The 20915-nt window shown below is 48.1% G+C and carries 18 protein-coding genes and 2 rRNA genes (1 of these 20 running past the window's edge); 12 read left to right on the top strand and 8 right to left on the bottom strand.

Annotated elements, in window-relative coordinates; genetic code table 11:
• The 5 genes from B0D95_RS10945 to rimI all read left to right on the top strand — a co-directional run.
• Window positions 1-989: ribosomal RNA gene (locus B0D95_RS10945) — 23S ribosomal RNA — on the top strand (it extends 1899 nt beyond the left edge of the window).
• Window positions 990-1153: 164 nt separating this feature from the next.
• Window positions 1154-1269: ribosomal RNA gene (rrf, locus tag B0D95_RS10940) — 5S ribosomal RNA — on the top strand.
• 152 nt (window positions 1270-1421) lie between these two features.
• Complete coding sequence (locus tag B0D95_RS10935; RefSeq protein WP_078043928.1) at window positions 1422-2972, top strand: 2-isopropylmalate synthase; 1551 nt, start codon at window positions 1422-1424, stop codon at window positions 2970-2972.
• Window positions 2973-3034: 62 nt separating this feature from the next.
• Window positions 3035-3763 (top strand): hypothetical protein, encoded by a 729-nt coding sequence (locus B0D95_RS10930; RefSeq protein ID WP_149867900.1) that lies wholly within the window; start codon window positions 3035-3037, stop codon window positions 3761-3763.
• Between the two features lie 8 nt (window positions 3764-3771).
• Window positions 3772-4248 (top strand): ribosomal protein S18-alanine N-acetyltransferase, encoded by a 477-nt coding sequence (gene rimI / locus B0D95_RS10925; RefSeq protein ID WP_078043926.1) that lies wholly within the window; start codon window positions 3772-3774, stop codon window positions 4246-4248.
• Here rimI and B0D95_RS10920 read toward each other — a convergent pair.
• A complete protein-coding gene (locus B0D95_RS10920) occupies window positions 4245-4778 on the bottom strand; it encodes a response regulator transcription factor (protein WP_078043925.1) in 534 nt (177 codons plus the stop codon). The genes rimI and B0D95_RS10920 overlap by 4 nt on opposite strands.
• Window positions 4771-6102: an ATP-binding protein gene (locus B0D95_RS10915; RefSeq protein WP_078043924.1), complete on the bottom strand. Its 1332-nt coding sequence runs from the start codon at window positions 6100-6102 to the stop codon at window positions 4771-4773. The genes B0D95_RS10920 and B0D95_RS10915 overlap by 8 nt, the downstream gene beginning before the upstream one ends.
• Before the next feature lie 180 nt (window positions 6103-6282).
• On the opposite strand from B0D95_RS10915, the gene B0D95_RS10910 reads away from it, so the two are divergent.
• The 4 genes from B0D95_RS10910 to B0D95_RS10895 all read left to right on the top strand — a co-directional run bounded on the left by B0D95_RS10910 (window position 6283) and on the right by B0D95_RS10895 (window position 10264).
• On the top strand, window positions 6283-7641 hold the full coding sequence (locus tag B0D95_RS10910) for an MATE family efflux transporter (protein ID WP_078045725.1): 1359 nt from the start codon (window positions 6283-6285) through the stop codon (window positions 7639-7641).
• A gap of 71 nt (window positions 7642-7712) precedes the next feature.
• Window positions 7713-9290 (top strand): peptide chain release factor 3, encoded by a 1578-nt coding sequence (locus tag B0D95_RS10905; protein ID WP_078043923.1) that lies wholly within the window; start codon window positions 7713-7715, stop codon window positions 9288-9290.
• 8 nt (window positions 9291-9298) lie between these two features.
• Window positions 9299-9628 carry a hypothetical protein gene (locus B0D95_RS10900; RefSeq protein ID WP_246841580.1) on the top strand — a complete coding sequence of 110 codons (330 nt, stop codon included), beginning with the start codon at window positions 9299-9301 and terminating at the stop codon, window positions 9626-9628.
• 75 nt (window positions 9629-9703) lie between these two features.
• Entirely contained in the window at window positions 9704-10264 is a 561-nt protein-coding gene (locus tag B0D95_RS10895) for a hypothetical protein (RefSeq protein ID WP_094986217.1), read from the top strand.
• Between the two features lie 91 nt (window positions 10265-10355).
• On the opposite strand, the gene B0D95_RS10890 is transcribed toward B0D95_RS10895, so the two are convergent.
• The gene (locus B0D95_RS10890) at window positions 10356-11438 is read right to left on the bottom strand and encodes a TonB family protein (protein ID WP_168172437.1); all 1083 of its coding nucleotides are present in this window, start codon (window positions 11436-11438) and stop codon (window positions 10356-10358) included.
• A gap of 325 nt (window positions 11439-11763) precedes the next feature.
• Between B0D95_RS10890 and B0D95_RS10885 the strand changes: the two genes are divergently transcribed.
• Together B0D95_RS10885 and B0D95_RS10880 are read left to right on the top strand one after the other, a co-directional pair.
• Window positions 11764-12432: a cyclic nucleotide-binding domain-containing protein gene (locus B0D95_RS10885; RefSeq protein ID WP_246841579.1), complete on the top strand. Its 669-nt coding sequence runs from the start codon at window positions 11764-11766 to the stop codon at window positions 12430-12432.
• A gap of 107 nt (window positions 12433-12539) precedes the next feature.
• Window positions 12540-13214 (top strand): flagellar brake protein, encoded by a 675-nt coding sequence (locus B0D95_RS10880; RefSeq protein ID WP_078043921.1) that lies wholly within the window; start codon window positions 12540-12542, stop codon window positions 13212-13214.
• Between the two features lie 69 nt (window positions 13215-13283).
• Here the strand turns inward: B0D95_RS10880 and B0D95_RS10875 are convergent, their stop codons facing one another.
• The gene (locus B0D95_RS10875; RefSeq protein WP_078043920.1) at window positions 13284-14123 is read right to left on the bottom strand and encodes a hypothetical protein; all 840 of its coding nucleotides are present in this window, start codon (window positions 14121-14123) and stop codon (window positions 13284-13286) included.
• A 1311-nt stretch (window positions 14124-15434) separates the two neighbouring features.
• Here B0D95_RS10875 and B0D95_RS10870 point away from each other — a divergent pair.
• Complete coding sequence (locus tag B0D95_RS10870; RefSeq protein ID WP_078043919.1) at window positions 15435-15857, top strand: biopolymer transporter ExbD; 423 nt, start codon at window positions 15435-15437, stop codon at window positions 15855-15857.
• 92 nt (window positions 15858-15949) lie between these two features.
• Here the strand turns inward: B0D95_RS10870 and B0D95_RS10865 are convergent, their stop codons facing one another.
• The 4 genes from B0D95_RS10865 to B0D95_RS10850 all read right to left on the bottom strand — a co-directional run bounded on the left by B0D95_RS10865 (window position 15950) and on the right by B0D95_RS10850 (window position 20812).
• Window positions 15950-16474 (bottom strand): aminoacyl-tRNA deacylase, encoded by a 525-nt coding sequence (locus B0D95_RS10865; protein ID WP_078043918.1) that lies wholly within the window; start codon window positions 16472-16474, stop codon window positions 15950-15952.
• A 305-nt stretch (window positions 16475-16779) separates the two neighbouring features.
• Entirely contained in the window at window positions 16780-18063 is a 1284-nt protein-coding gene (locus B0D95_RS10860) for an aminotransferase class I/II-fold pyridoxal phosphate-dependent enzyme (RefSeq protein WP_078045721.1), read from the bottom strand.
• A 122-nt stretch (window positions 18064-18185) separates the two neighbouring features.
• Entirely contained in the window at window positions 18186-20186 is a 2001-nt protein-coding gene (locus tag B0D95_RS10855; RefSeq protein ID WP_078043917.1) for a M48 family metallopeptidase, read from the bottom strand.
• Window positions 20187-20218: 32 nt separating this feature from the next.
• Window positions 20219-20812 (bottom strand): LemA family protein, encoded by a 594-nt coding sequence (locus tag B0D95_RS10850; protein WP_078043916.1) that lies wholly within the window; start codon window positions 20810-20812, stop codon window positions 20219-20221.
• Window positions 20813-20915 lie beyond the last annotated feature (103 nt).

Genomic DNA, 20915 nt, shown 5'->3' with positions numbered 1-20915 from the left:
ATAACGGTCCTAAGGTAGCGAAATTCCTTGTCGGGTAAGTTCCGACCTGCACGAATGGCGTAATGATGGGGGCGCTGTCTCCACCCGAGACTCAGTGAAATTGAAATCGCGGTTAAGATGCCGTGTTCCCGCGGCTAGACGGAAAGACCCCGTGAACCTTTACTATAGCTTTGCACTGAACTTTGAACCTATCTGTGTAGGATAGGTGGGAGGCTTTGAAGTCGAGACGCTAGTTTCGATGGAGCCGTCCTTGAAATACCACCCTGGTATGTTTGAGGTTCTAACGTCGGCCCCTTATCGGGGTTACGGACAGTGTATGGTGGGTAGTTTGACTGGGGCGGTCTCCTCCCAAAGAGTAACGGAGGAGCACGAAGGTGTGCTAATCATGGTCGGAAATCATGAGGTTAGTGTAAAGGCAAAAGCACGCTTGACTGCGAGACAGACATGTCGAGCAGGTACGAAAGTAGGTCTTAGTGATCCGGTGGTTCTGTATGGAAGGGCCATCGCTCAACGGATAAAAGGTACTCCGGGGATAACAGGCTGATACCGCCCAAGAGTTCACATCGACGGCGGTGTTTGGCACCTCGATGTCGGCTCATCACATCCTGGGGCTGAAGCCGGTCCCAAGGGTATGGCTGTTCGCCATTTAAAGTGGTACGCGAGCTGGGTTTAGAACGTCGTGAGACAGTTCGGTCCCTATCTGCCGTGGGCGTTGGAGATTTGAGAAGAGTTGTTCCTAGTACGAGAGGACCGGAATGAACGAACCTCTGGTGTTCGGGTTGTCATGCCAATGGCACTGCCCGGTAGCTATGTTCGGACGGGATAACCGCTGAAAGCATCTAAGCGGGAAGCCTCCTTCAAGACTAGATCTCCCTGGGGCTTTAAGCCCCCTAAAGAGCCGTTGAAGACTACGACGTTGATAGGTCAGGTGTGGAAGCGCTGCGAGGCGTTGAGCTAACTGATACTAATTGCTCGTGCGGCTTGACCATATAACAGAATCGACTGTTAGACGGTTTACGATTTATCCGGACTTGTACGATATGCAAGCATCCAAACAATACACACAGCAACACTTTACGTTCCACCGCCCTATTTGAGTCAATCAAGGCCGACATACTAGATGTCTTAAGACCTTCGAACTCATGCAGAATTGCTTGACGACCATAGCAAGTTGGAACCACCTGATCCCATTCCGAACTCAGAAGTGAAACGACTTAGCGCCGATGGTAGTGTGGGGTCTCCCCATGTGAGAGTAGGTCATCGTCAAGCTCTTAAATATAAACGCCCTGTAGATACTCTACAGGGCGTTTTTTTTACTCGCGAGTTTTTGAATCGCGTAACTGCCAGGATTCCGCAATTCCCACCCGTATTATTTTTTATACTTGGCGTATAATTAGCCGATATTTTTAAGAGCATTTTTTATGAGCATCAAAGACAGATTGGTTATTTTTGATACTACATTACGCGATGGTGAACAAAGTCCCGGCGCCTCCATGACTCGGGACGAAAAAGTGCGCATCGCAAAAATGCTCGAAAAAATGCGAGTTGATGTGATTGAGGCGGGCTTTGCCATCGCCAGCCCTGGCGATTTTGAGTCTGTACGCGCGGTTGCCGAAGTCATTAAAGATTCTACTGTGTGCAGTTTGGCGCGTGCGGTCCGGGGTGATATTGAAAGAGCTGCTGAAGCTATTAAACCAGCTAATTCCGGGCGGATTCATACGTTTATTGCTACTTCTCCCATCCATATGAAATATAAGTTGCAGATGGAGCCGCCAAAAGTACTGGAGCAGGCTGTATCTGCCATAAAACTGGCGAGGCAATTTACGGACGATGTTGAGTTTTCGTTAGAGGATGCGAGTCGTTCGGAATTTGAATTTATGTGCCGCATTATTGAAGCGGTGATCAATGCCGGAGCTAAAACAATTAACCTGCCTGATACGGTGGGTTACGGCGAGCCAGGTGAGTATGGATTGCTTTTTCGTCGTTTGATTGAAGCTGTTCCCAATTCTGATAAAGCTATTTTTTCTACTCATTGTCACAATGATTTGGGATTAGCTGTTGCCAATTCCTTGTCTGCGGTTATGCACGGTGCCCGTCAAGTTGAGTGTACGATTAATGGCTTGGGGGAGCGGGCAGGTAATGCTGCACTTGAAGAAATTGTGATGGCCGTGAGAACACGCAAGGATTTAATGCCGGTGGAAACGCATATTGACTCTCGTCATATAGTGCCCACTTCGCGCTTGGTTTCAACCATCACCGGGTTTCCGGTGCAGCCAAATAAGGCAATTGTAGGTGCTAATGCGTTTGCACATGAGTCTGGTATTCATCAGGATGGTATTTTAAAACATCGTGAAACCTACGAAATTATGCGTGCTGAAGATGTAGGTTGGAATACCAATAAGTTGGTTTTGGGGAAACATTCAGGGCGCGCTGCTGTAAAAGCCCGACTTGAAGCCTTGGGCATTAGCTTTGCAGACAATGAGGCCTTGAATGCTGCGTTTGCAAAATTTAAAGATTTGGCGGATAAAAAGCATGAAATTTTTGATGAAGATCTGCAAGCACTAGTGAGTGATAGCCAGGCCCATCAATTAATTGATGTTTATGAGTTTGAGGCTATAGAAGTTCATTGCAAAACAGGGCAAAGCCCTCAAGCATCCTTGCAATTAAAAGTGAGTGGTAAAAGTGTGTCAGCAGCATCTTCCGGTTCTGGTCCAGTTGACGCCGCTTTTAAAGCGATTGAGAGTGTGGCAAATAGCGGTGCTGTATTGCAGCTCTACTCCGTTAATGCGATTACTCAAGGCACAGATTCTCAAGGTGAAGTAACCGTTCGGCTGGAGCATAAGGGGCAGATTGTGAATGGTGTAGGAGCTGATACAGATATAGTAACTGCCTCGGTTAAGGCCTATGTGCATGCGTTGAATTTACTTGCATCGCGCGGTGCGAAATCACATCCCCAACATGATGGAATTTAGCAACAATGGTGCATGAGCTGCAACGGCAAGCCTATCTATCCGCCCTTGGTATAGAGAACTATATGCCAAGGATGATATTGCCGTTTGCACCGCCATCATCTGTTTGCGAATTACCTGTATTTGCAGAGCTACACGAAGCTCCATCACAGCAAGATAAGTTGCCACCAATTCCTGTTGTCGCAGCAGAAGTGACATCACAGGCAAATACCACACGTAATTCAGTGGCAAACGATATTCTTGCTGATGTAGTGCCTGCTAAAAAATCGCCCGTCCCGGTGAATGCGGCAAGTATTCTTGAGCAACTTGAGACGAAAAAAGCACCGATTGTAGAGCCATTTGCATTGAGTTTATGGCGCCCTGTACCTGGTTTTTTGATTGTTGACTCCCGTAATTCAAGTTTGGCCTTACCGACAGAATTGCTATTGAATAATGTGTTGCGCTCATTTCTGCCAGCGATTAAGCCTGATTTGCGCGAAGAGGTGATGCGTTGGCCGATGATTGAAAATCGGTTTGTTTCACGTACAGCAGATGACGCGCGCAATGAATTGCAGACGTGGCTTGCGGTGGAAAATGAATTGCGCCCCATTGATCGACTGTGGTTAATGGGAGATAACGCTGCGCGTTATTTATTGAGTGCAGATATAAAACCTGCAGATGCCTGCTGGCAAGAGCACTCCTTGAATCTCTCTGGCGCTGGTGTGAATTTACTGCGTGCGGTTGTTCTGCCTAGTTTGGTGGATTTATTGCAGAACCCCCTTCTTAAAGCCCGATTGTGGGCGAGTGTTAAATAGATTATTTCATGAGTGATTCTCCCCGCTTTGTTACTTACACTGGCCTTGAACTGCATTTGCGTGAAATTACCGCCGAGGATATTCCGGCAGTCATGCAACTGGAGCGCAGTGCTCACTCACATCCTTGGCGCCAATCCAGCTTTGAAGATTGCTTAAAGGGCCGGCAAAAATGCTGGTTAGCCGAAGCTAAAAATACCCTGGTGGGTTATGTTGTTATTACTCACGGTGGCGGTGATGCGGAATTATTGAATCTGGCTGTAGCACCTACTTTTCAGCGTAAAGGGATTGGACAATGTTTATTGGAGTATGCAACGCAGTGTGTTGCAGGCAAGGCCGATATGCTTTTCCTTGAGGTGAGAGTATCTAATCAAAAGGCGATTGAACTTTATTCCAAAGCGGGTTTTTTTGAGCTGGGCAATCGCAAAAATTATTATCCCACTGTTAATGGGCATGAAGATGCCTTGTTGATGGCGCGTCAACTTTAATGTTTTACCGGGCGTTTTTGTAATTTGCGTTGCAAGGTACGGCGATGCATCCCCAAGGCACGCGCCGTTGCCGAAATATTTCCTGCATTTTCTTGCAGCACACGTTGAATATGTTCCCACTCCAGACGATCAACGGAAATGGGCGAGTAGTCTATTTCGGCAGTAAATGGTGAATCTTCTGTATCAAATGCTGCCAGTATTTCATTTGCATCGGCGGGTTTGCACAGGTAATTGGTTGCGCCGAGTTTGACGGCTTCTACCGCTGTCGAAATACTTGAATAGCCCGTGAGCATCACTATCACCACATCCGGTTGGCGTAATTTAAGTTCACGGATGAATTGCAGGCCTGAATCAGCGCCCAGTTTCAAATCGACAATCGCACGAGCAAAATAAAATTTTTCCAATAACTGCAATGCATCGGCACTGGTGTTGGCGGCTTCGCACGAAAAATTACGGCGCCCCAAGGCGCGCGTCAGTAAGCTGGTGAAGGTGATGTCATCATCAACTATGAGAAAGTCCCGGCTATTCATTGTGGTTGCTCGTAACAGATGGCGGTTTAAGAGGAAGTACCAGTTCGGTAATTGCGCCACGCACTGCGCGATTATATAAACGCACTTCACCGCCGTAACGATTAATGGTTGCTTGTGTCAGGAGCAATCCTATTCCCATCCCTTTATTTTTTGTCGATACAAAAGTTTTCCCCAGTCGAGACTGGATTTCTTCGGTGATGCCTGGTCCCTCATCGGTAATAGTCCAATAGAGCTGTTGTGTATCCCAGCGGATATCAATCTGGATCTGCGCGGGGCTTGCATCAGCGGCGTTATTCAGTAAGTTCAGAATGGCCTGTGCAATAGTAGGATGAAATTGACACTCAATGGCAACATTGCTGCTCGCCAGATGAATCTGTGCAACAACATCCGGGCGCATAAGCTGCCAGTTTTCCAGTAATGTTTTGCAATAGCTATCAATGGGTTCTTTTGCGGTTTGGCCGTCTTTTGTCTGTTCGGCAGTTGCAATTAAATTGCGCAAAATGGTTGAGCAGTGCGCAACTTGATCTTGCAGCAGTGTTAAATCTTTTTGCAATGCCGCATTGCTGTGGTATTCGTCGCGCAGCTCATTGAGCAGAAGTTTCATGCTGGATAAGGGTGTTCCCAACTCATGTGCAGTCCCTGCTGCCAGCGTTGCTACTGCCATGACTTGTTCATCGCGCAATTGATCTTCTCGCCAGCGATTCAAGCGCGCTTCTTGTTGGCGCAGGTCGCGCGCCATTTTTACAACGAAATAAGTGATGAGTCCGGCACTGATAAAAAAATTCAACCACATACCCAGTACGTGCAAGTTCAAGGTGTTTTCACCGTGATGTTGGTGTGGTGCCAGTGCGGGCAAGGGGATATTAAAAAATAACAACACCGAATAACTGATGATGCTGAGTGTTGTGATGCTTAGGGTATAGCGGCTACTTAATGTCGCTGCAGAAATACAAATCGGGACTAAAAAATAAGACACAAATGGATTATTGGCGCCGCCACTAAAATAAAAAACGGCGCTCAAGCACGCGAGGTCGATGAGTAACTGGATAAAAAATTCCACATCGGTGACGGGCAATTGTTGGCGCAAGCGCGAAAAAGTCAGCAGATTTACCGTGGTTAATATCACCAGCGCAATCAATATCTCATTGAATGGAAGATTGATCGCATCCTGCCACAGGCAAAACAGGGCAGCTATGCCCAAAAATATTAGCACCAGCGTACGAATAATTACCCAATAACCAAGGTGTTGACCGTGGTCGGCAAGGGTAAATGGGGCTCTATTGTTCGTATTATCCACTAGGGCGGTAGTGTTGCTTGAGTTCATGGGGATATCACTGGCGGCCTGACGCGTGTGTGGCGATTATAGCCCTACAGGCAGCAATAACCGATTGTCCATTAACCGGTTGCGACACTTTGTCGCAGCTTTAACAACCCTGAACGCGGGGCCGGTGGGAGACTGGTGTATACTGCGCGTCCGTTTTTGCTCAGTAGATTGGCAGAGTTTATGGCAGCACCCCTGCAGGCAACCCTCACCGAAGGGCGAGTCTCCGAACAGTTAAAAAGTTTGGCGTTGCCTTTGGTGTGGGGGCTGATGGCGACCATGTCGCTCAATGCCATAGAAACCTTCTTCATTGCGCAGTTAGGTCGCGAACCTCTAGCCGCCCTCAGTTTTACGTTTCCGGTCATTATGGTGCTGACCAGCTTGGGTATAGGTCTGGGCGCCGGCACATCATCTGCCGTCGCCAGGGCGATTGGCGAGGGTGATTCCCACAAGGCGCGGCGTCTGGCAACCGATGCCATGAGTCTTACCTTTATTATCTCCGCCAGTGTCTGCCTATTGGGATGGATCACGCTTGAACCTCTCTTTCTCGCGCTGGGCGCCACACCGGATTTAATCCCGCTAATCCGCTCCTATATGTCGATTTGGTACTTCAGTGCCCCTTGCCTGATGGTGCCCATGGTGTGTCTATCGGCGTTGCGCGCCATGGGCATGAGCCAGGTTCAAGGGTATTTGATGGGCGGGGCCGCGTTGCTGAATGTACTGCTTGACCCGCTGCTGATCTTCGGACTCTTGGGGTTTCCTGCATTGGGCCTACAAGGTGCGGCAGTCGCCACCTTGATAACCCGCGCCTTGATGCTAGTGGTAGCACTTTATATTTTGCATGCCCGTGTGCATATGCTGGTCAACCCATTTTTACCTTGGCAGAAGCTCAAGTACTCCTGGCAGGCGATTATCGAAGTGGGTGCGCCGGCCATGTTTGCCAACGTGATTATTCCATTCGCCAGCGCGATAGTCGTGGCGATGGTGGCGTCCTACGGTACAGATGCTGTAGCCGCACTGGGTATTGCTATGCGTATTGAACCCTTGGCGCTGATTGTGTTTTATGCGCTCTCCGGTGTTATCGGGCCATTCTTCGGGCAGAATTATGGGGCAGGCAGAGTCGAGCGTTTGAATGAAGCCTTGCGTGTGCTCACCGTTTTTTGTCTGGCATTTGGTTTGGGTTTAGCCTTGTTGCTGGGATTTTTCGGAGCTGAAATTGCCCGCCTGTTTGGCGATCACCCCGAGGTAGTCAGTATCACTGCCATCTATTTTATGATCGTCCCCATTAGTTATGGTGCCTATGGTTTGGTGATGTCAGTCAATGCCGCGTTCAACGGGTTGGGGCGCCCATGGCCGGCAATGATCATTTCATCGGGGCGAGTTTTTTATATTTATTTACCTCTTGCCTGGTTGGGACAACATTGGTGGGGCATGATCGGTATTTTTATTGCCACTGCATTTGCCAATCTCGCCCTGGGTATATGGGCCTGGTGCTGGCTCAAAACGCATATCCAACAGCAAACGCGACTCGCGGAAGCCTAGCGCGCGTAAGGCAGCGCAACAGGTTATAATTTCCCCATCTTTTTTCTTTATTTTTAACACGCGATATTCCTATGATTAATTTAACTGCTGAACTGGCAAAGCGCCGTACCTTTGCCATTATTTCCCACCCCGATGCCGGTAAAACGACCGTCACAGAAAAATTATTACTGTGGGGCAATGCCATTCAATTAGCCGGATCGGTGAAAGGCAAACGCGGCCCACACGCCAAATCTGACTGGATGACCATGGAGCAGGAGCGTGGAATTTCGGTGACCTCATCGGTCATGCAATTTCCTTACAAAGACCGCATCGTCAACCTGCTCGATACCCCCGGGCACGAAGACTTTTCGGAAGATACCTATCGCACGCTGACTGCTGTTGACTCGGTGTTAATGATGATTGACGGCGCAAAAGGTGTCGAAGATCGCACGATTAAATTGATGGAAGTATGCCGCCTGCGCGATACCCCCATCCTCACTTTCATTAACAAAATGGATCGCGAGAGCCGTGATGCTGTTGAACTGTTGGATGAGATTGAAAATGTATTGAAAATTACTGCGGCGCCTATCAACTGGCCTTTAGGGAGCGGTAAAGAGTTTGTGGGTGTTTATAACTTTTATACCGATGTGATTCACGTTTATCAGCAAGGTATGGGGCACACCATTCCCGACGATATCCAAATTAAAGGGTTGGATAGTGATGAAGCAACCAAACTACTCGGCAGTTATGCGCAGGATATTCGTGATCAAATTGAGTTTGTGCGCGGTGCGACCCATCAATTTGATCTGGATGAGTACTTGGCCGGGCGAATGACGCCTGTTTTTTTTGGGACGGCATTGGGCAATTTTGGTGTTCGTGAAATGCTGGATGGCTTCGTGGAATGGGCTCCAACACCACGTGCGCGTGCAACCCATGAACGTTTGGTCGAGCCCGCTGAGGAAAAGTTCAGTGGTTTTATTTTTAAAATCCAGGCGAACATGGACCCCAAGCACCGCGACCGCATTGCGTTTATGCGTATCTGCTCCGGCACCTATTCACAAGGCATGAAAATGAAGCATGTGCGTTTAGGGAAGGATGTAAAAATTGCCGATGCAGTGACCTTTATGGCCGGTGATCGCAGTGCTGTTGACGAGGCGATCGCGGGCGATATTATCGGTTTGCACAATCACGGCACTATCCAGATTGGCGATACCTTTACCGAAGGTGAAAGCCTGAAGTTCACCGGTATCCCGCACTTTGCGCCGGAGTTGTTTCGCCGTATTCGATTGAAAGATCCCCTTAAAATGAAACAACTGCAAAAAGGATTGCAACAGTTGTCAGAAGAGGGTTCGACCCAGGTATTTTTCCCTATCAACAATAACGATATTGTTGTGGGCGCTGTAGGTGTATTGCAATTTGAAGTGGTAGCTTATCGCCTGAAAGATGAATACAAAGTTGAGGCTATGTATGAACCGGTCAGCGTTACTACCGCGCGCTGGTGCGACTGTGACGACGCCAAAAAACTGGAAGAATTTAAACGCAAATGTGCAGAGAACCTCGCCCTGGATGGTGGTGGTCACTTGACCTATCTTGCACCTTCACGGGTAAATTTATCCCTGACACAGGAGCGCCATCCAGATGTGGTGTTCCGTGCAACTCGCGAGCACTGATCCCCATCATGGCCTTTGTCATCACCCTGTTTATTTTCCTTGTTGTTGTCGCGGTGTTGCTCTGGGTGAGAACACCGCACTACTTCATGGGCCAGGCGGATGTCATTGCGTTATTGAAAAAAGTATTGGTCGGGCAGGCCAGCGAAAATGAGTGGGCGATTTTTTTATCCACCTCATTTCGCCACTGTCCACCGTTGGAACCCATTCGCGATGCCTGTGCCGCCATTGATGAAAAGGAATATCTTGGGCATACGCGAGCAGGATTTTTATTCAGCGAAACCGGTTTGGCGCAACTGCGTGCTATCCTTCAACAAGTTGAAGCATTGGATCTTGAATAAGACGAGAGTTGATTCGCACACTCTCGTCTTTTGTTGACCACTATTATCTCCCATTCATTCGCCGCAGGTTTTACTGTGATAACAGCCTCTGACAATAAGGATCTCATCTGGGATCTGGATGCCTTCAATCAACGCCAGCGCGCGGTTGATTTTGTCATGGGTTTTGAAAATAAACTCTGCGTTTACTCCAGCTCGGTGGAGCAGCTGTACACCAACTACAATATCTTTTTCCCCAAGGAAGAAGACCGTAAGTTAGTGATATTGCCTAATCCCTATGCTCCACATGATACGTTTAATGGTATTCCCGAGTCGGCTGTTACATCGACAGGCATGGAAATTATTCCGGGTATTTATCAATCCCGTCCCTGTTTGTTTTTGCGTATTCCTTTTCGTAGTGGGACTGTTAAATACAGGGCCGTGCCTTTACAGGTTGGCTTGAATATCGTGCGACAAAAACTGCCTCCGCATAAACCCCTATTGCCGGTATTAATGAAGGGAGACTTGCGTGAATTGGATGCCTCAACTCCTTGTTTGCACTTGCACGCTATTCACTTGGATCGCTTGACCGAACACTCTGGCTTGGAACGATCTGGAATTCATAAAGTGATTGAACAGCGTTTGCGTCAACTGGGTTGATAATGAGTTGATGAGTTCTGCTTCCCTCTAAAAGAAAAAGCCACCTTGCGGTGGCTTTTTACTGTGCGCTCCTTATTGGGGCGTCATGACATTAAGGCAAAGCCCAACGCATAGGAACGCTGAACTCAAAGCGAGTACCGGTGATGGCTTCCGGTAATGCGGGGAAAGGCGCTGAACGTTTAATTGCATCCAAGGCTTCTTTGTTCAACAGATCGTATTGGCTGCTTTCAATGATGTTGCTACTAATCAGGTTGCCATCGCGATCAACAATAACTGCAACGCGAACGTTGCCTGCTTGATTGCGATCCAACGCGCGTTGCGGATATTTGGTTTTTGCACGAATCTTTTTGATCGAATCAGACACATAGAACTGGCGTGCCAGCAGTGTCTGGGCGGTCAATGCGGGACCATCCTCGTCATCATCCTCGGCGACAGCGGTAGGTGCGGGTGCGGCAGAGCTTGATGCTACCTGGGCAACAACTGCTGCGGCGACAGAGGATTTGCTCGCACTGCTTTGACGTGCAACTGGCGGTGGTATATCCAATTTCGGTTTATCAATCGTCGGAGCATCCAATTTGGGTACATCCGGTTTTGCCGCTGCGGGCGTCTCTACTGCAATCGGTGCTTCAATGGCTGCGGCTTTACTCCAGGCGGCAATCTCGGTGGTACGACTGGCTGCAGGAGTAATACTCGCAAAGCGGCCGCGCAGACCTGCATCAACATCACCGACCTTCAGCAAGCTATCGCGATAATCGGACGAAAGCGGGACATTGCCAATCCAGGTCGCAAGCAGCATATAAAAGAAGGTTTCATCTTCAATTTTGCCCAGCTCTACCTTGTTGAGCGTGACGGATATACCTTTACCGGGGGTATTGGCAATTACCACATGGTCATCTTTCAGCAAGCGCCCTTTGAACATATTGTCAAAAAGAACTGTGTTATCCGCCTGAGCCATCAGCTCATCTGCTTTGCTGTTTACGGCCAGGCCTTCGATCCACAAACGGCTGAAGCGGCGTGCAGTAATCCCCTCGGGAGCAACAATCTTCAGTTCCATCCGCATGGGCTGGGAATTGCGCAACAACGTTCCCGGGTCATTGCTGAGCGATTCGGAAAAAAGTGCGCCGATAAACACTTCGCGACCGAGCTCTTGATGTACACCGACCCCGTTTAACATAGGCTCAGCGCGTACGAATTGACACATGGTTACCAGAAGGATACCGAGCGATGCCCGGAATAAATGGCTAAAGCGCATAGTCTGACTACTCTCTATTTATGAGACTTCATTGTCTGTGGTGAATTTATTCTTTACTAGCTGCTGCCGTAGTTATTGTTAAGGCGTTTATATGATATAGAAAAATGTGCAAGGAGCGAACCTCGTAAATGAGATCTCTACCGTTGTTCTGTGACTTTTCAGTAGTATGATGCCCTTTGTACAAAGGTAATATAAGCTGGCAGCCAGAAATCGGCGAGTAATGATAAAAACAGAGTAACGCAGGTCAATGATGGAAACGAAGCCTATACATAAATTTCCCAAAGCGACCCTGGAGCAACTGCTCTCGGGCATCTCATTTTTTAAAGCAGTTCGTCAGCAAGATCCCAAACAGTTTGATTTATTGGTGCAGGCTTCCCGCGTTGTCTCCTACCAACCGGGCGAGGTTGTGGTGCAGAAAGGTGAACTGAGCAACTGGCTGTATTTTTTGTTAAAAGGGAAATTGGCGGTCTATGTGGATCAGCCGCAACAAAGTGACTTGGTTAATTATGTCACGCCCGGCGAAGTGTTCGGAGATCTTGCCCAATTAGTGGGGCAGCCACGCACGGCTACTATTATTGCGGATCAAAGTGCAAAAGAATCGACAGTATTAGCCTTGGACATCAATGTGTTTGGCCCGCTCAATGCTATTAGCCCTGTTTCGCGCGAAACCAAATTAATTTATTACCGCAATATGGCACACAACCTCCGTTGGAAGTTGGAAGTCTATCGCTCCCAACATTTGCAGCATGAGTTAGCCAATAAGCACCGTCAAATCAAACTCTACCACGGTCCAAAAGATTCATTCGAGGAGCTTCAATCGCTCTTTGATCAGTCGAAAGCGCTGGCGATACTGCTGATCGAATGGAACAAAGAGTTTGGGGCCTTATCCTCAGAGGCCTTGCAGCAGCACAACTAACAATAATAATGGCAGCTTCCTGGCTGCCAAACTGTAGTGAACAGGCAAAGGTTTTTTACACTGCTACACTAAAAAAATAACAATCTAACAATTAGTGACTTGCCGCAATGAAATTCGAAGACCTGAAACTAGCCTACGGCTATCCATTGCAATTGCAAACCACCTCTCTTTCCGGGCAACCGGAACGTTTCTCTTGTCGACTCATTGGCTGCTTACCCGGGCGCTCGCTATTGCTATCAGTCCCCAAACTTGCCGGTAAGTTGGTGAGATTCAGAGCTGGCCAAAAAATTGTCGTACGCCTGATGATCGATAACGGGATTGGAATCTTCGCTGGCGTGGTAGAAACACAAACCATGGATCCCTATCCCATTCTGCATTTAAGCTTTCCTGAGTCTGTTACCTTCAAAGGGATTCGCAGTGCAACGCGCGTAGCGGTACAGGAGCGAGTCGAGATTCTCTCTGCACATGGCGATAATGTTCAATCCACTCCTGGGTTTATTTCAGACATTAGTATTAATGGTTGCAGGATAGAATTGGGGACTGACATTGCAGAACTGGGCGATTCATTGACCTTGAAAACTGAGGTTGATATTCGTGGGGTAAAACGGTTGTTACTATTAAAAGGGATTGTTCGTTCGCGAGTAGATGCTACTGATAATGTCGATGAAGGGGCGCTGGTTAGCTACGGTATTGAATTCTCTGACCAGTCTGATGATGAGCGTTTGGTCATGTACGCTTATGTATTTAGCCATATGGCCCAACAGGATCAGACGGCAGATTGATAACATTATGAATATCGCACCAATAAAAAAGGCACCCGAAGGTGCCTTTTTTATTGGTGCGTGAGCGTATTACGCAGCAGGAGTTGCTGCCTTTGGCTTACGGCCACGTTTTGCAGGTGCTGCACCAGCTGGTTTCTTGGCAGCAGGCGCTTTCTTAGCAGCAGGCTTTTTAGCTGCCGCTTTTGGTGCTGCTGGTTTTTTTGCAGCAGGCGCTTTTTTCGCTGCAGCAGGTTTAGCTGCTACGGCTTTCTTGGCTACTGGCTTTTTAGCAGCGGCTTTTGCTTTAGCTGCAGCTTTCTTAGCTGCCAGTTTTGCTTTAACAGCCGCTTTTTTATCAGCAGCTTTTTTCTTCAGAGCAGCTTTCTTGGCAGCAGCTTTCGCTTTAGCGGCTTGTTTCTTGGCAGCTAATTTGGCTTTGGCAGCGGCTTTCTTAGCAGCTAATTTAGCTTTAGCAGCCGCTTTCTTCTCGGCAACTTTGCTTTTTGCTGCAGACTTCTTGGCAGCAGCTTTCAATCGCTTGGCAACAGCAGCTTCTGCTTTGGCAACAGCTTTATCGTGAGCAGCAGCAAGTTTTGCAGCAGCTTTAGCAGCAGCAGCTTCTTTCTTGGCGCTTACAACAGCAGCTTTAGCAGCAGCAGCGTCTTTTTTGGCAGCAGCAACAGCAGCTTTAGCAGCGGCAACTTGTTTTGCTGAGCCTGGAGTTTTCTTTTTAGCAGCAGCGGTCAACTTGGATTGAGCAGCTTTCAAAGCAGCAGTTGCTTTAGCAGCATCTTTAGCCAAACCAGCAACTGCTTTAACAGCGTCAGCTGCTTGTGCAGCACGAGCTTTAGACAGTTGGGTTTTCAGTTGAGCCAATTGCTGTTCCAAACTTGCAACAGTATTAACAGCGGTTTGTTTACGTGCAGCCATGGTGTGCTTCCTTTATGGTTTTCGAAAGGTCGATAAATGGATTAAAAAGTCCAACGTGTATAAGTTAAAACTTTATGAAAAAAATTCAAGTTTTTTGCGCTAAATAGTCAATAAAAACGCATTTTTTTGATGATTTTTAGTAAAAAAATGTCTTTTTCTGAATTTTTCAGAAAGTTTTTTCGTGGATCGACTTGGCGTCATGGTTAATTGGAAACACCGCATCACCGTCTTGCCATAGTGGCGACGGCAATAATTTTTAAATGTTGTTTTTGCCGATGCGATCCAATCGTCGTTTTTTCTTGTATTTGACAAGCGAATTGATACGTATAAAAACCCGAGCAGCCTATCTGGATTCGTTGCCAGTTCGTCAATCAAAAACTCTAAACAAGAATCTATTTCGTCAGGCGATTTGTACCTGGGTGTGTATTCGTACCGGATGGTTTACCCGATGGCGAGAGGAGGTATTGTTACGCTGAGATCTTTATGGTGCGTTTGGCTTTTTAAATCTTAACGCTGCTTGAATATAGCTGAACAAACTCCAAAGGTGGGTTTTTTGTTGCGGCACCAAGAAGAAACAATGGCGCGAATCGGCGGCGGTGTGTTCATCGTTGAGATTTAAGTTTGGGCTGTATACGCATCTCGTTCAATCCAAAAAAACAGTTTGTATTGCTGTAGATGCGCTTGATCAAAAATGGTGTTTTTTGATGTGACCTACGGTGTGTCGGTTGCAGCGGTTGTGTGATGAGGTGTTTTGTTTAGAAGTGTTGTATTTTTTGACTAGTCATTTTTCCTGCGTTAGTCGGTTTTGTTATCGGCATATACTCAATTGAACCGGACTTTTTAGATGATGTTCATCTGCGTACTTGCAGGTGTAACCGCATGAGTACTTATCTCCTTTTTATTTTTAGATGAGGATAATTCTGTAAGAAAGGATGTCCATAACAACAGGTGACAGATTGCCCTGTCATAGTGAAATTTTTTGTGGCTAATTCGGGGGGATTCGTTACTAGCGAAAGCCGCTTTGGAGTGCCTTTTCGCGGTACTTGCCCTCCGTACTTGGAGCCTTTGCTTGTACAAAAGGCGAAATCAATGATGCGTCTGTTTTTTGACGCTTTTGGCGATGGCAGAGGCGCAAGTCAAGAGTGATCAAGAAATGAGCTGCCTTGTTTGCCATCAGCCTGAATATTTGGCGTAAATTCATGGGAAGCCGTCGCAAAAGGGTTGGTTTTTGCGACGGCAAAACTGCTAGAATTGGCGCTTTACTCTATACCTAATATAACGTTCCAAATAACACCACGAGGAGTACCCACAGTGAGCCGCAGAAAGAAAGGCCGTGCCGGCGATGATACTAACGAGATTGACCTGACGCCAATGCTCGACGTAGTGTTCATTATGTTGATTTTCTTTATTGTTACCGCCTCCTTCGTTAAGGAAATTGGTATCAACCCCAATGTACCGGAGCCAAACAACAATCCTCCGCCAGAGAATGCCGAACCTAACATTCTGGTACGCATTTCTGCCGACAACCAAATCTGGTTGATGGAGAAAGAAGGTGAGCGTCGTGTGGATACCCGCGCTATTCGTTCTAATATTGAGCGTTTGCGTGCTGAATTGCCAAAGGCGACAGTGATTATCCAAGCTAGCCTTGAGGCGCATACTGGTACTTATGTTGCCGTGGCGGATGCGGCGCGCCAAGCGAACGCACCTAGCGTAGTATTGGTTCCATCCAAGTAAGCAGTGCGTCTGTAATAAAAAAACCGCTTTGGCAACAAAGCGGTTTTTTTATGTCTGCAGGTTTCTTCTCGCTGTTGTTAACTGGCTGGTTATTACAGCTCATACTCCTGACGGATGTATTTTTTTGGAAGTTTGCTGTGATGATTGCGTTCTGCGCTGAAATGGTCGCGTAGTTTATTTTCCATTAATTGTACAAAGTCGGGTTGTTTCAGGCGGATCAGGTGGCGATGATCACCTGCTTCGATATAAATCTCCTCAACGCCCAGTAATTCTTCATCCCAAATAACATCCAGCCCATAGGCTTCACCCAGTGCGGGAATTGCCCCTTCGGCACAGTCACGAAATATTTCGTTGAGCTCTTCCTCCTCTACCAGCTCCATGTGGCGATCAAAAATCTGGTTTAAGGTATGGCGCAAAATTTTGTTGCGAGTGGGTAATACACACAGGGTGTAATGAAAGTCTTCGTCGCGTAATAAGACACCTTTTGCCAGGCAGTGATCATCAATGTTGGCTACTCGCGCTGTATTGTATGAACCCTCGCAATATTCATGTTCCAGCAGCGTAAATTCGACTTGTTTTGTTTTTAAGTAGTTTTCAACAGTGGCAGCAACACCCATAAAATATCTCCTGAAACGATACTCACAGAGAAGGGGTTAAACAGTGTTTGGTTTGATCTATTGAATAAACATTGGTGAATGGATGGAACTGTATACTTCACTTTGCTTGTGATGGATCAGTTCCGGTTACTGTGAGTATAGGAAGCTTTTTGAATGATGCGCCAAGTCTTTTGGAATTAAGCGCTGATTATTAGAACTGTCTGTTTTTAATGTGGTGATATGTTTTGTGTTATCGCTGTGCACAGGTGCAATAAAAAAGCCGCTCGGAGAGCGGCTTTTTTATGCGACGTTAGGCAACAATTTGATTAGGCAAGGCTAGCCAATTGCTGTTTAACGGATGCTAATTTTACGCAAGTGACGAACACTTCCATGGCGCCAACAACTTCGGGAACCGTAGGTACTGATGGTGCGATACGGATGTTGCGGTCTTCCGGATCTTTGCCATAGGGGTAGGTTGCGCCTGCTGGTGTTAATTTTACGCCAGCTTCGGCGGCGAGACGCACGGTTTCTTTCGCGCAGCCTTTGCGGGTATCAAAGGATACAAAATAGCCGCCAACCGGTTTTTCCCACGCGCCCAGATCGGTGCCATCAAAGGCTTTGCCCAGCGCTGTTAATACTGCATCAAAGCGAGGGTTGAGCAACTCGGCATGCTTGCCCATGTGTGCCATTAATGCATCTTTGGTTGGCAGGAAGCGGGTATGGCGAATTTGATTAACTTTGTCCGGGCCAATTGTGCAGCTGTTGAGGAATTTCTTGAAGCCCGCGAGGTTAGCCGCGCTGGCCGCAACAAAGGCAACACCGGAGCCGGCGTGGGTGATTTTTGAGGTGGATGCGAATTGCACTACAGAATCTTCAGTGCCATGGCGACGGGTCGCTTCAAGAATGCTGGACAGTTTGGGCGCATTGGGCGAGAGGTCGTGAACCGAGTAGGCGTTATCCCAGAATACACGGAAATTAGCGCTGGCGATTTGGCCGAGTTTGGCAATGCGCTCTACAGTTTCATCGCTGTACACCACACCGGTTGGGTTGGAGTATTTGGGGACACACCACATGCCTTTGATTGATGAATCGGCTTTGATTAAGGATTCAACAACGTCCATATCCGGGCCGGTGGAGGTCATGGGCACATTAATCATTTTAATGCCGAGCTGCTCGCACACTGTGTAGTGGCGATCATAACCGGGAACCGGGCACAGGAATTTTACGTCGCCTTCATTTTTCCAGGCGTTGGCGGAATCTTTCAGGCCGAACTGATAGGCAGTCAGCATGACTTGAAACATCAGAGTCAAACTTGAATTGCCGCCAACCAATACATTGGCTGCATCGACATCCATGATGTTCGCGCCCAGTTGTTTGGCTTCGGGTAGGCCATCGAGGCCGCCGTAGTTACGGGTGTCTGTGCCATCGGCCGCGATGTAGTTGCCTTGCAACAAACCATCCATTGCATCCGACAGATTCAATTGTTCGGCAGATGGTTTGCCGCGCGTTAAATCCAGGTTGAGTTTTTTGGCGAGAATAGCCTGATATTGTTCAGTCAGTTGGCTTTCCCATTCGCGCAATTGCGCGACAGATGCGTTGTCCAGTTGCAAGGTGAGTACCTCTTTGGTTGGCGGGATAAATTGCGCGGCATTATAACCGCTCACACCGCAAATGTTGTAGCGCGATTGTGCAACTTGTTGCGATTTTGACACTTGTCTACTAGCGCTATGGGCTAGCGCGTAGCAATTGCCATCGCTTGCAGTTGTGGTGGAATCGGACAATCAAGGCCGTCGGCGAGCGCACGAAATAATTCCGCTTCGGCAGCATGTAATTTGCCATCGTGCATGACACAGATGCTCATGGCCTTGAGGAGTTGTGGTTTTTGTAAAGGTTTGAGTTGATTCAGGCGCTCCAGCGCGGCATCCATGGCATCCAGTTTTATAGTCTCGCGCGCCAGCAAGGTAAATTGCTTGAAGGGCAGCGCGCTGCGCGCTTGCGCAAATGCACTTTCTGCAGCGGCTTGATGGCGGGCGCCGGAGTAAGCAACCAGTGACATTAATAATTGGCAGTCTTCATGGGCATCTTGCAGTGAGCGTGTGCGTATTGGTTGTGGCTCGCGATAAATATTGTGACGCACGATACGATAAATCGCCCATTCCATCAGACTGATTCTTTGGTCTGCATTAATCAATAGATTCAGGCAGTTCAAAAATGCGTGTTGCTGTATTTCCGATAATTGTTTTAGTGCCGTGATACTGAGTTCAATTAATGGCAGGCGCAAATGGGCAGTGGTATTTGCACTGGCGTAGATAATCGGGCAGAGGCTTTGCCATTCACTGGCTGTGAAATGTTCGTTTAACAATGTTAATTGACGATTGCGTTGCTCGGGGTGAGCATCAAGCAGCAGCCCAAATACAATGCCGCGTGCACTAAAGGCATCCTGGCTTGCCACTTTTAAATCGGGAGTGATTTCTGTCAAACACGCTTGCGCATAGTCCAGTTGCGCAGTAGTGGGTTGAGCGATTTGTTGCAGGGTGTTGTCTATATCAATGCCGTTGGCTATATCGAGTCCGCTTGATGTCTCACTGCTATTTATAGTGGCTGCGTTGTTTTGCGCAAGCGACGGTGCGAAACCGGCGGTCTCATCGGCAAAAGTCTTGCTTCCTTTATTAGTGTTTGCGGTTGCGGCGGTGACGGTGGTTTCAAATTTTCCGTTCCAGCGCGGTTGAATACGTTTGATGCGTTCACCTAAAGGTGGATGTGTCGCCATCATATTAAAAAAGAGCCGCACACCCTGGCTGAAATACATATGGCTAAATTCAGCGGCGTGTTCATTGTGTAGCGTCGAACCTTGGCTGCTGGCGCCAATTTTCTTTAGCGCGCCGGCGATGCCATCAGGGTTGCGAGTAAATTGTACGGCGGAAGCGTCGGCCAGGAATTCGCGCTGACGACTGACAGCTGCTTTGATGAGATTGCCAAAAAAAGTGCCGGTATAGCCGATGATTAATAATCCGAGGCCGACCAACATAATACCGCCCGGCGATTTATCGCGGCTGGAGCGCACCATACTGGAAGCGCGACTGCTGCGCAGCAGGAATTCGCCAATCAAGCCAATCACCAAAATGCCATAGAGCAATGCCACCAGGCGCATATTCAAACGCATGTCGCCATGAAAAATATGGCTGAACTCATGGGCGATCACGCCTTGCAATTCATCGCGCGACAATTGTTTTATGCAGCCGCGGGTAATGCCAATCACCGCATCTTGCGGGCGATGTCCGGCGGCAAAGGCATTGATGGCATCGTCTTCCATTAAATAGACGGGAGGGACTGGTGTGCCTGATGCGATGGCCATTTCTTCTACGACATTGAGAATTTTGCGCTCATCAAGGTCTGCGGTTTGGCCGAGCAACAAGCGCCCGCCCATGGCTTCGGCAATTGCGCGGCCACCTGAGCCCAATTGCATAAAACGAAACAGGCTGCCGAGTAATACAACGCTGGTTACGGCCAAGGCAATCCATAAAAATGTACGCAGGCTCAGTGCGTGGAGCACGCCATCCCAAAAACTATAGCGCTGGTCGTAGGCTAGCGGCTCAGCATGACCTGAAAGGTAAACCAATGCCGCCGCTGCAAACGTGGTAATGGTGATGAGCGCAACAACTGCCAGTGCCAGTAATACCACCAACTGTTTGGTTTTGCGTCGCGCGCGATCCTGATGTTCAAAGAAATTCATCGGTGCACACCTGTGGAGCGATTAACGCCCGCTTAGAATTGCACCTTGGGTGCCGCTTGAATCTCGGCGTGGTCCTCAAATTCCAACAGCGTGGCGTTTTCGCGATGACCAAACGCATTGGCAAGAATGACGGGCGGAAAGGTTTGTTTGTAGGTGTTGTACTCGGTGACGGCATCGTTAAACGCCTGACGAGCAAAGGCAATTTTATTTTCTGTGCTGGTCAGTTCCTCTGAAACCTGCAGCATATTTTGCGAGGCTTTCAGATCCGGGTAGGCTTCCATGACGACATTCAAGCGTGACATGGCGGCACCGAGGACACCTTCGGCGCCTGCCAATTCAGCAATGGCGGCGTGACTGCCGGGGTTTGCGCTGGCAGTTTGCAGGCCTTGCATGGCTTGGTTGCGCGCTTTTACCACGGCTTCCAGCGTTTCGCGCTCATGGGTAATGTAGGCTTTGGCTGTTTCCACAAGGTTGGGAATCAAGTCATAGCGGCGTTTGAGTTGTACGGCAATTTGTGAAAAACCATTTTCAAAACGATTCTTCAGTGTTACCAGTTTGTTGTAAATGCCAATCGCGTAGAGCACCAGTGCCGCTATCACCACAAGAATAATGACGGTAGTTATCATAGTGAGGTTCCTCTGTCTGGGAATATTATTGTCTGCATAGGGTATTGGCGTCGCATAAATACGCGTTGCCCAGATACTAGCAGGATGGTTGCAGAATACCAGT

The sequence above is a fragment of the Cellvibrio sp. PSBB023 genome, from assembly GCF_002007605.1.
Taxonomy (GTDB): domain Bacteria; phylum Pseudomonadota; class Gammaproteobacteria; order Pseudomonadales; family Cellvibrionaceae; genus Cellvibrio.
This window is presented reverse-complemented; position numbering and strand designations above follow the sequence as displayed.

Coding starts and splice junctions, on each gene's coding strand:
- B0D95_RS10935 (WP_078043928.1), top strand. CDS start 1,422: ATGAGCATCAAAGACAGATTGGTTATTTTTGATACTACATTACGCGAT.
- B0D95_RS10930 (WP_149867900.1), top strand. CDS start 3,035: ATGCCAAGGATGATATTGCCGTTTGCACCGCCATCATCTGTTTGCGAA.
- rimI (WP_078043926.1), top strand. CDS start 3,772: ATGAGTGATTCTCCCCGCTTTGTTACTTACACTGGCCTTGAACTGCAT.
- B0D95_RS10920 (WP_078043925.1), bottom strand. CDS start 4,778: ATGAATAGCCGGGACTTTCTCATAGTTGATGATGACATCACCTTCACC.
- B0D95_RS10915 (WP_078043924.1), bottom strand. CDS start 6,102: ATGAACTCAAGCAACACTACCGCCCTAGTGGATAATACGAACAATAGA.
- B0D95_RS10910 (WP_078045725.1), top strand. CDS start 6,283: ATGGCAGCACCCCTGCAGGCAACCCTCACCGAAGGGCGAGTCTCCGAA.
- B0D95_RS10905 (WP_078043923.1), top strand. CDS start 7,713: ATGATTAATTTAACTGCTGAACTGGCAAAGCGCCGTACCTTTGCCATT.
- B0D95_RS10900 (WP_246841580.1), top strand. CDS start 9,299: ATGGCCTTTGTCATCACCCTGTTTATTTTCCTTGTTGTTGTCGCGGTG.
- B0D95_RS10890 (WP_168172437.1), bottom strand. CDS start 11,438: ATGTTAAACGGGGTCGGTGTACATCAAGAGCTCGGTCGCGAAGTGTTT.
- B0D95_RS10885 (WP_246841579.1), top strand. CDS start 11,764: ATGATGGAAACGAAGCCTATACATAAATTTCCCAAAGCGACCCTGGAG.
- B0D95_RS10880 (WP_078043921.1), top strand. CDS start 12,540: ATGAAATTCGAAGACCTGAAACTAGCCTACGGCTATCCATTGCAATTG.
- B0D95_RS10875 (WP_078043920.1), bottom strand. CDS start 14,123: ATGGCTGCACGTAAACAAACCGCTGTTAATACTGTTGCAAGTTTGGAA.
- B0D95_RS10865 (WP_078043918.1), bottom strand. CDS start 16,474: ATGGGTGTTGCTGCCACTGTTGAAAACTACTTAAAAACAAAACAAGTC.
- B0D95_RS10855 (WP_078043917.1), bottom strand. CDS start 20,186: ATGAATTTCTTTGAACATCAGGATCGCGCGCGACGCAAAACCAAACAG.
- B0D95_RS10850 (WP_078043916.1), bottom strand. CDS start 20,812: ATGATAACTACCGTCATTATTCTTGTGGTGATAGCGGCACTGGTGCTC.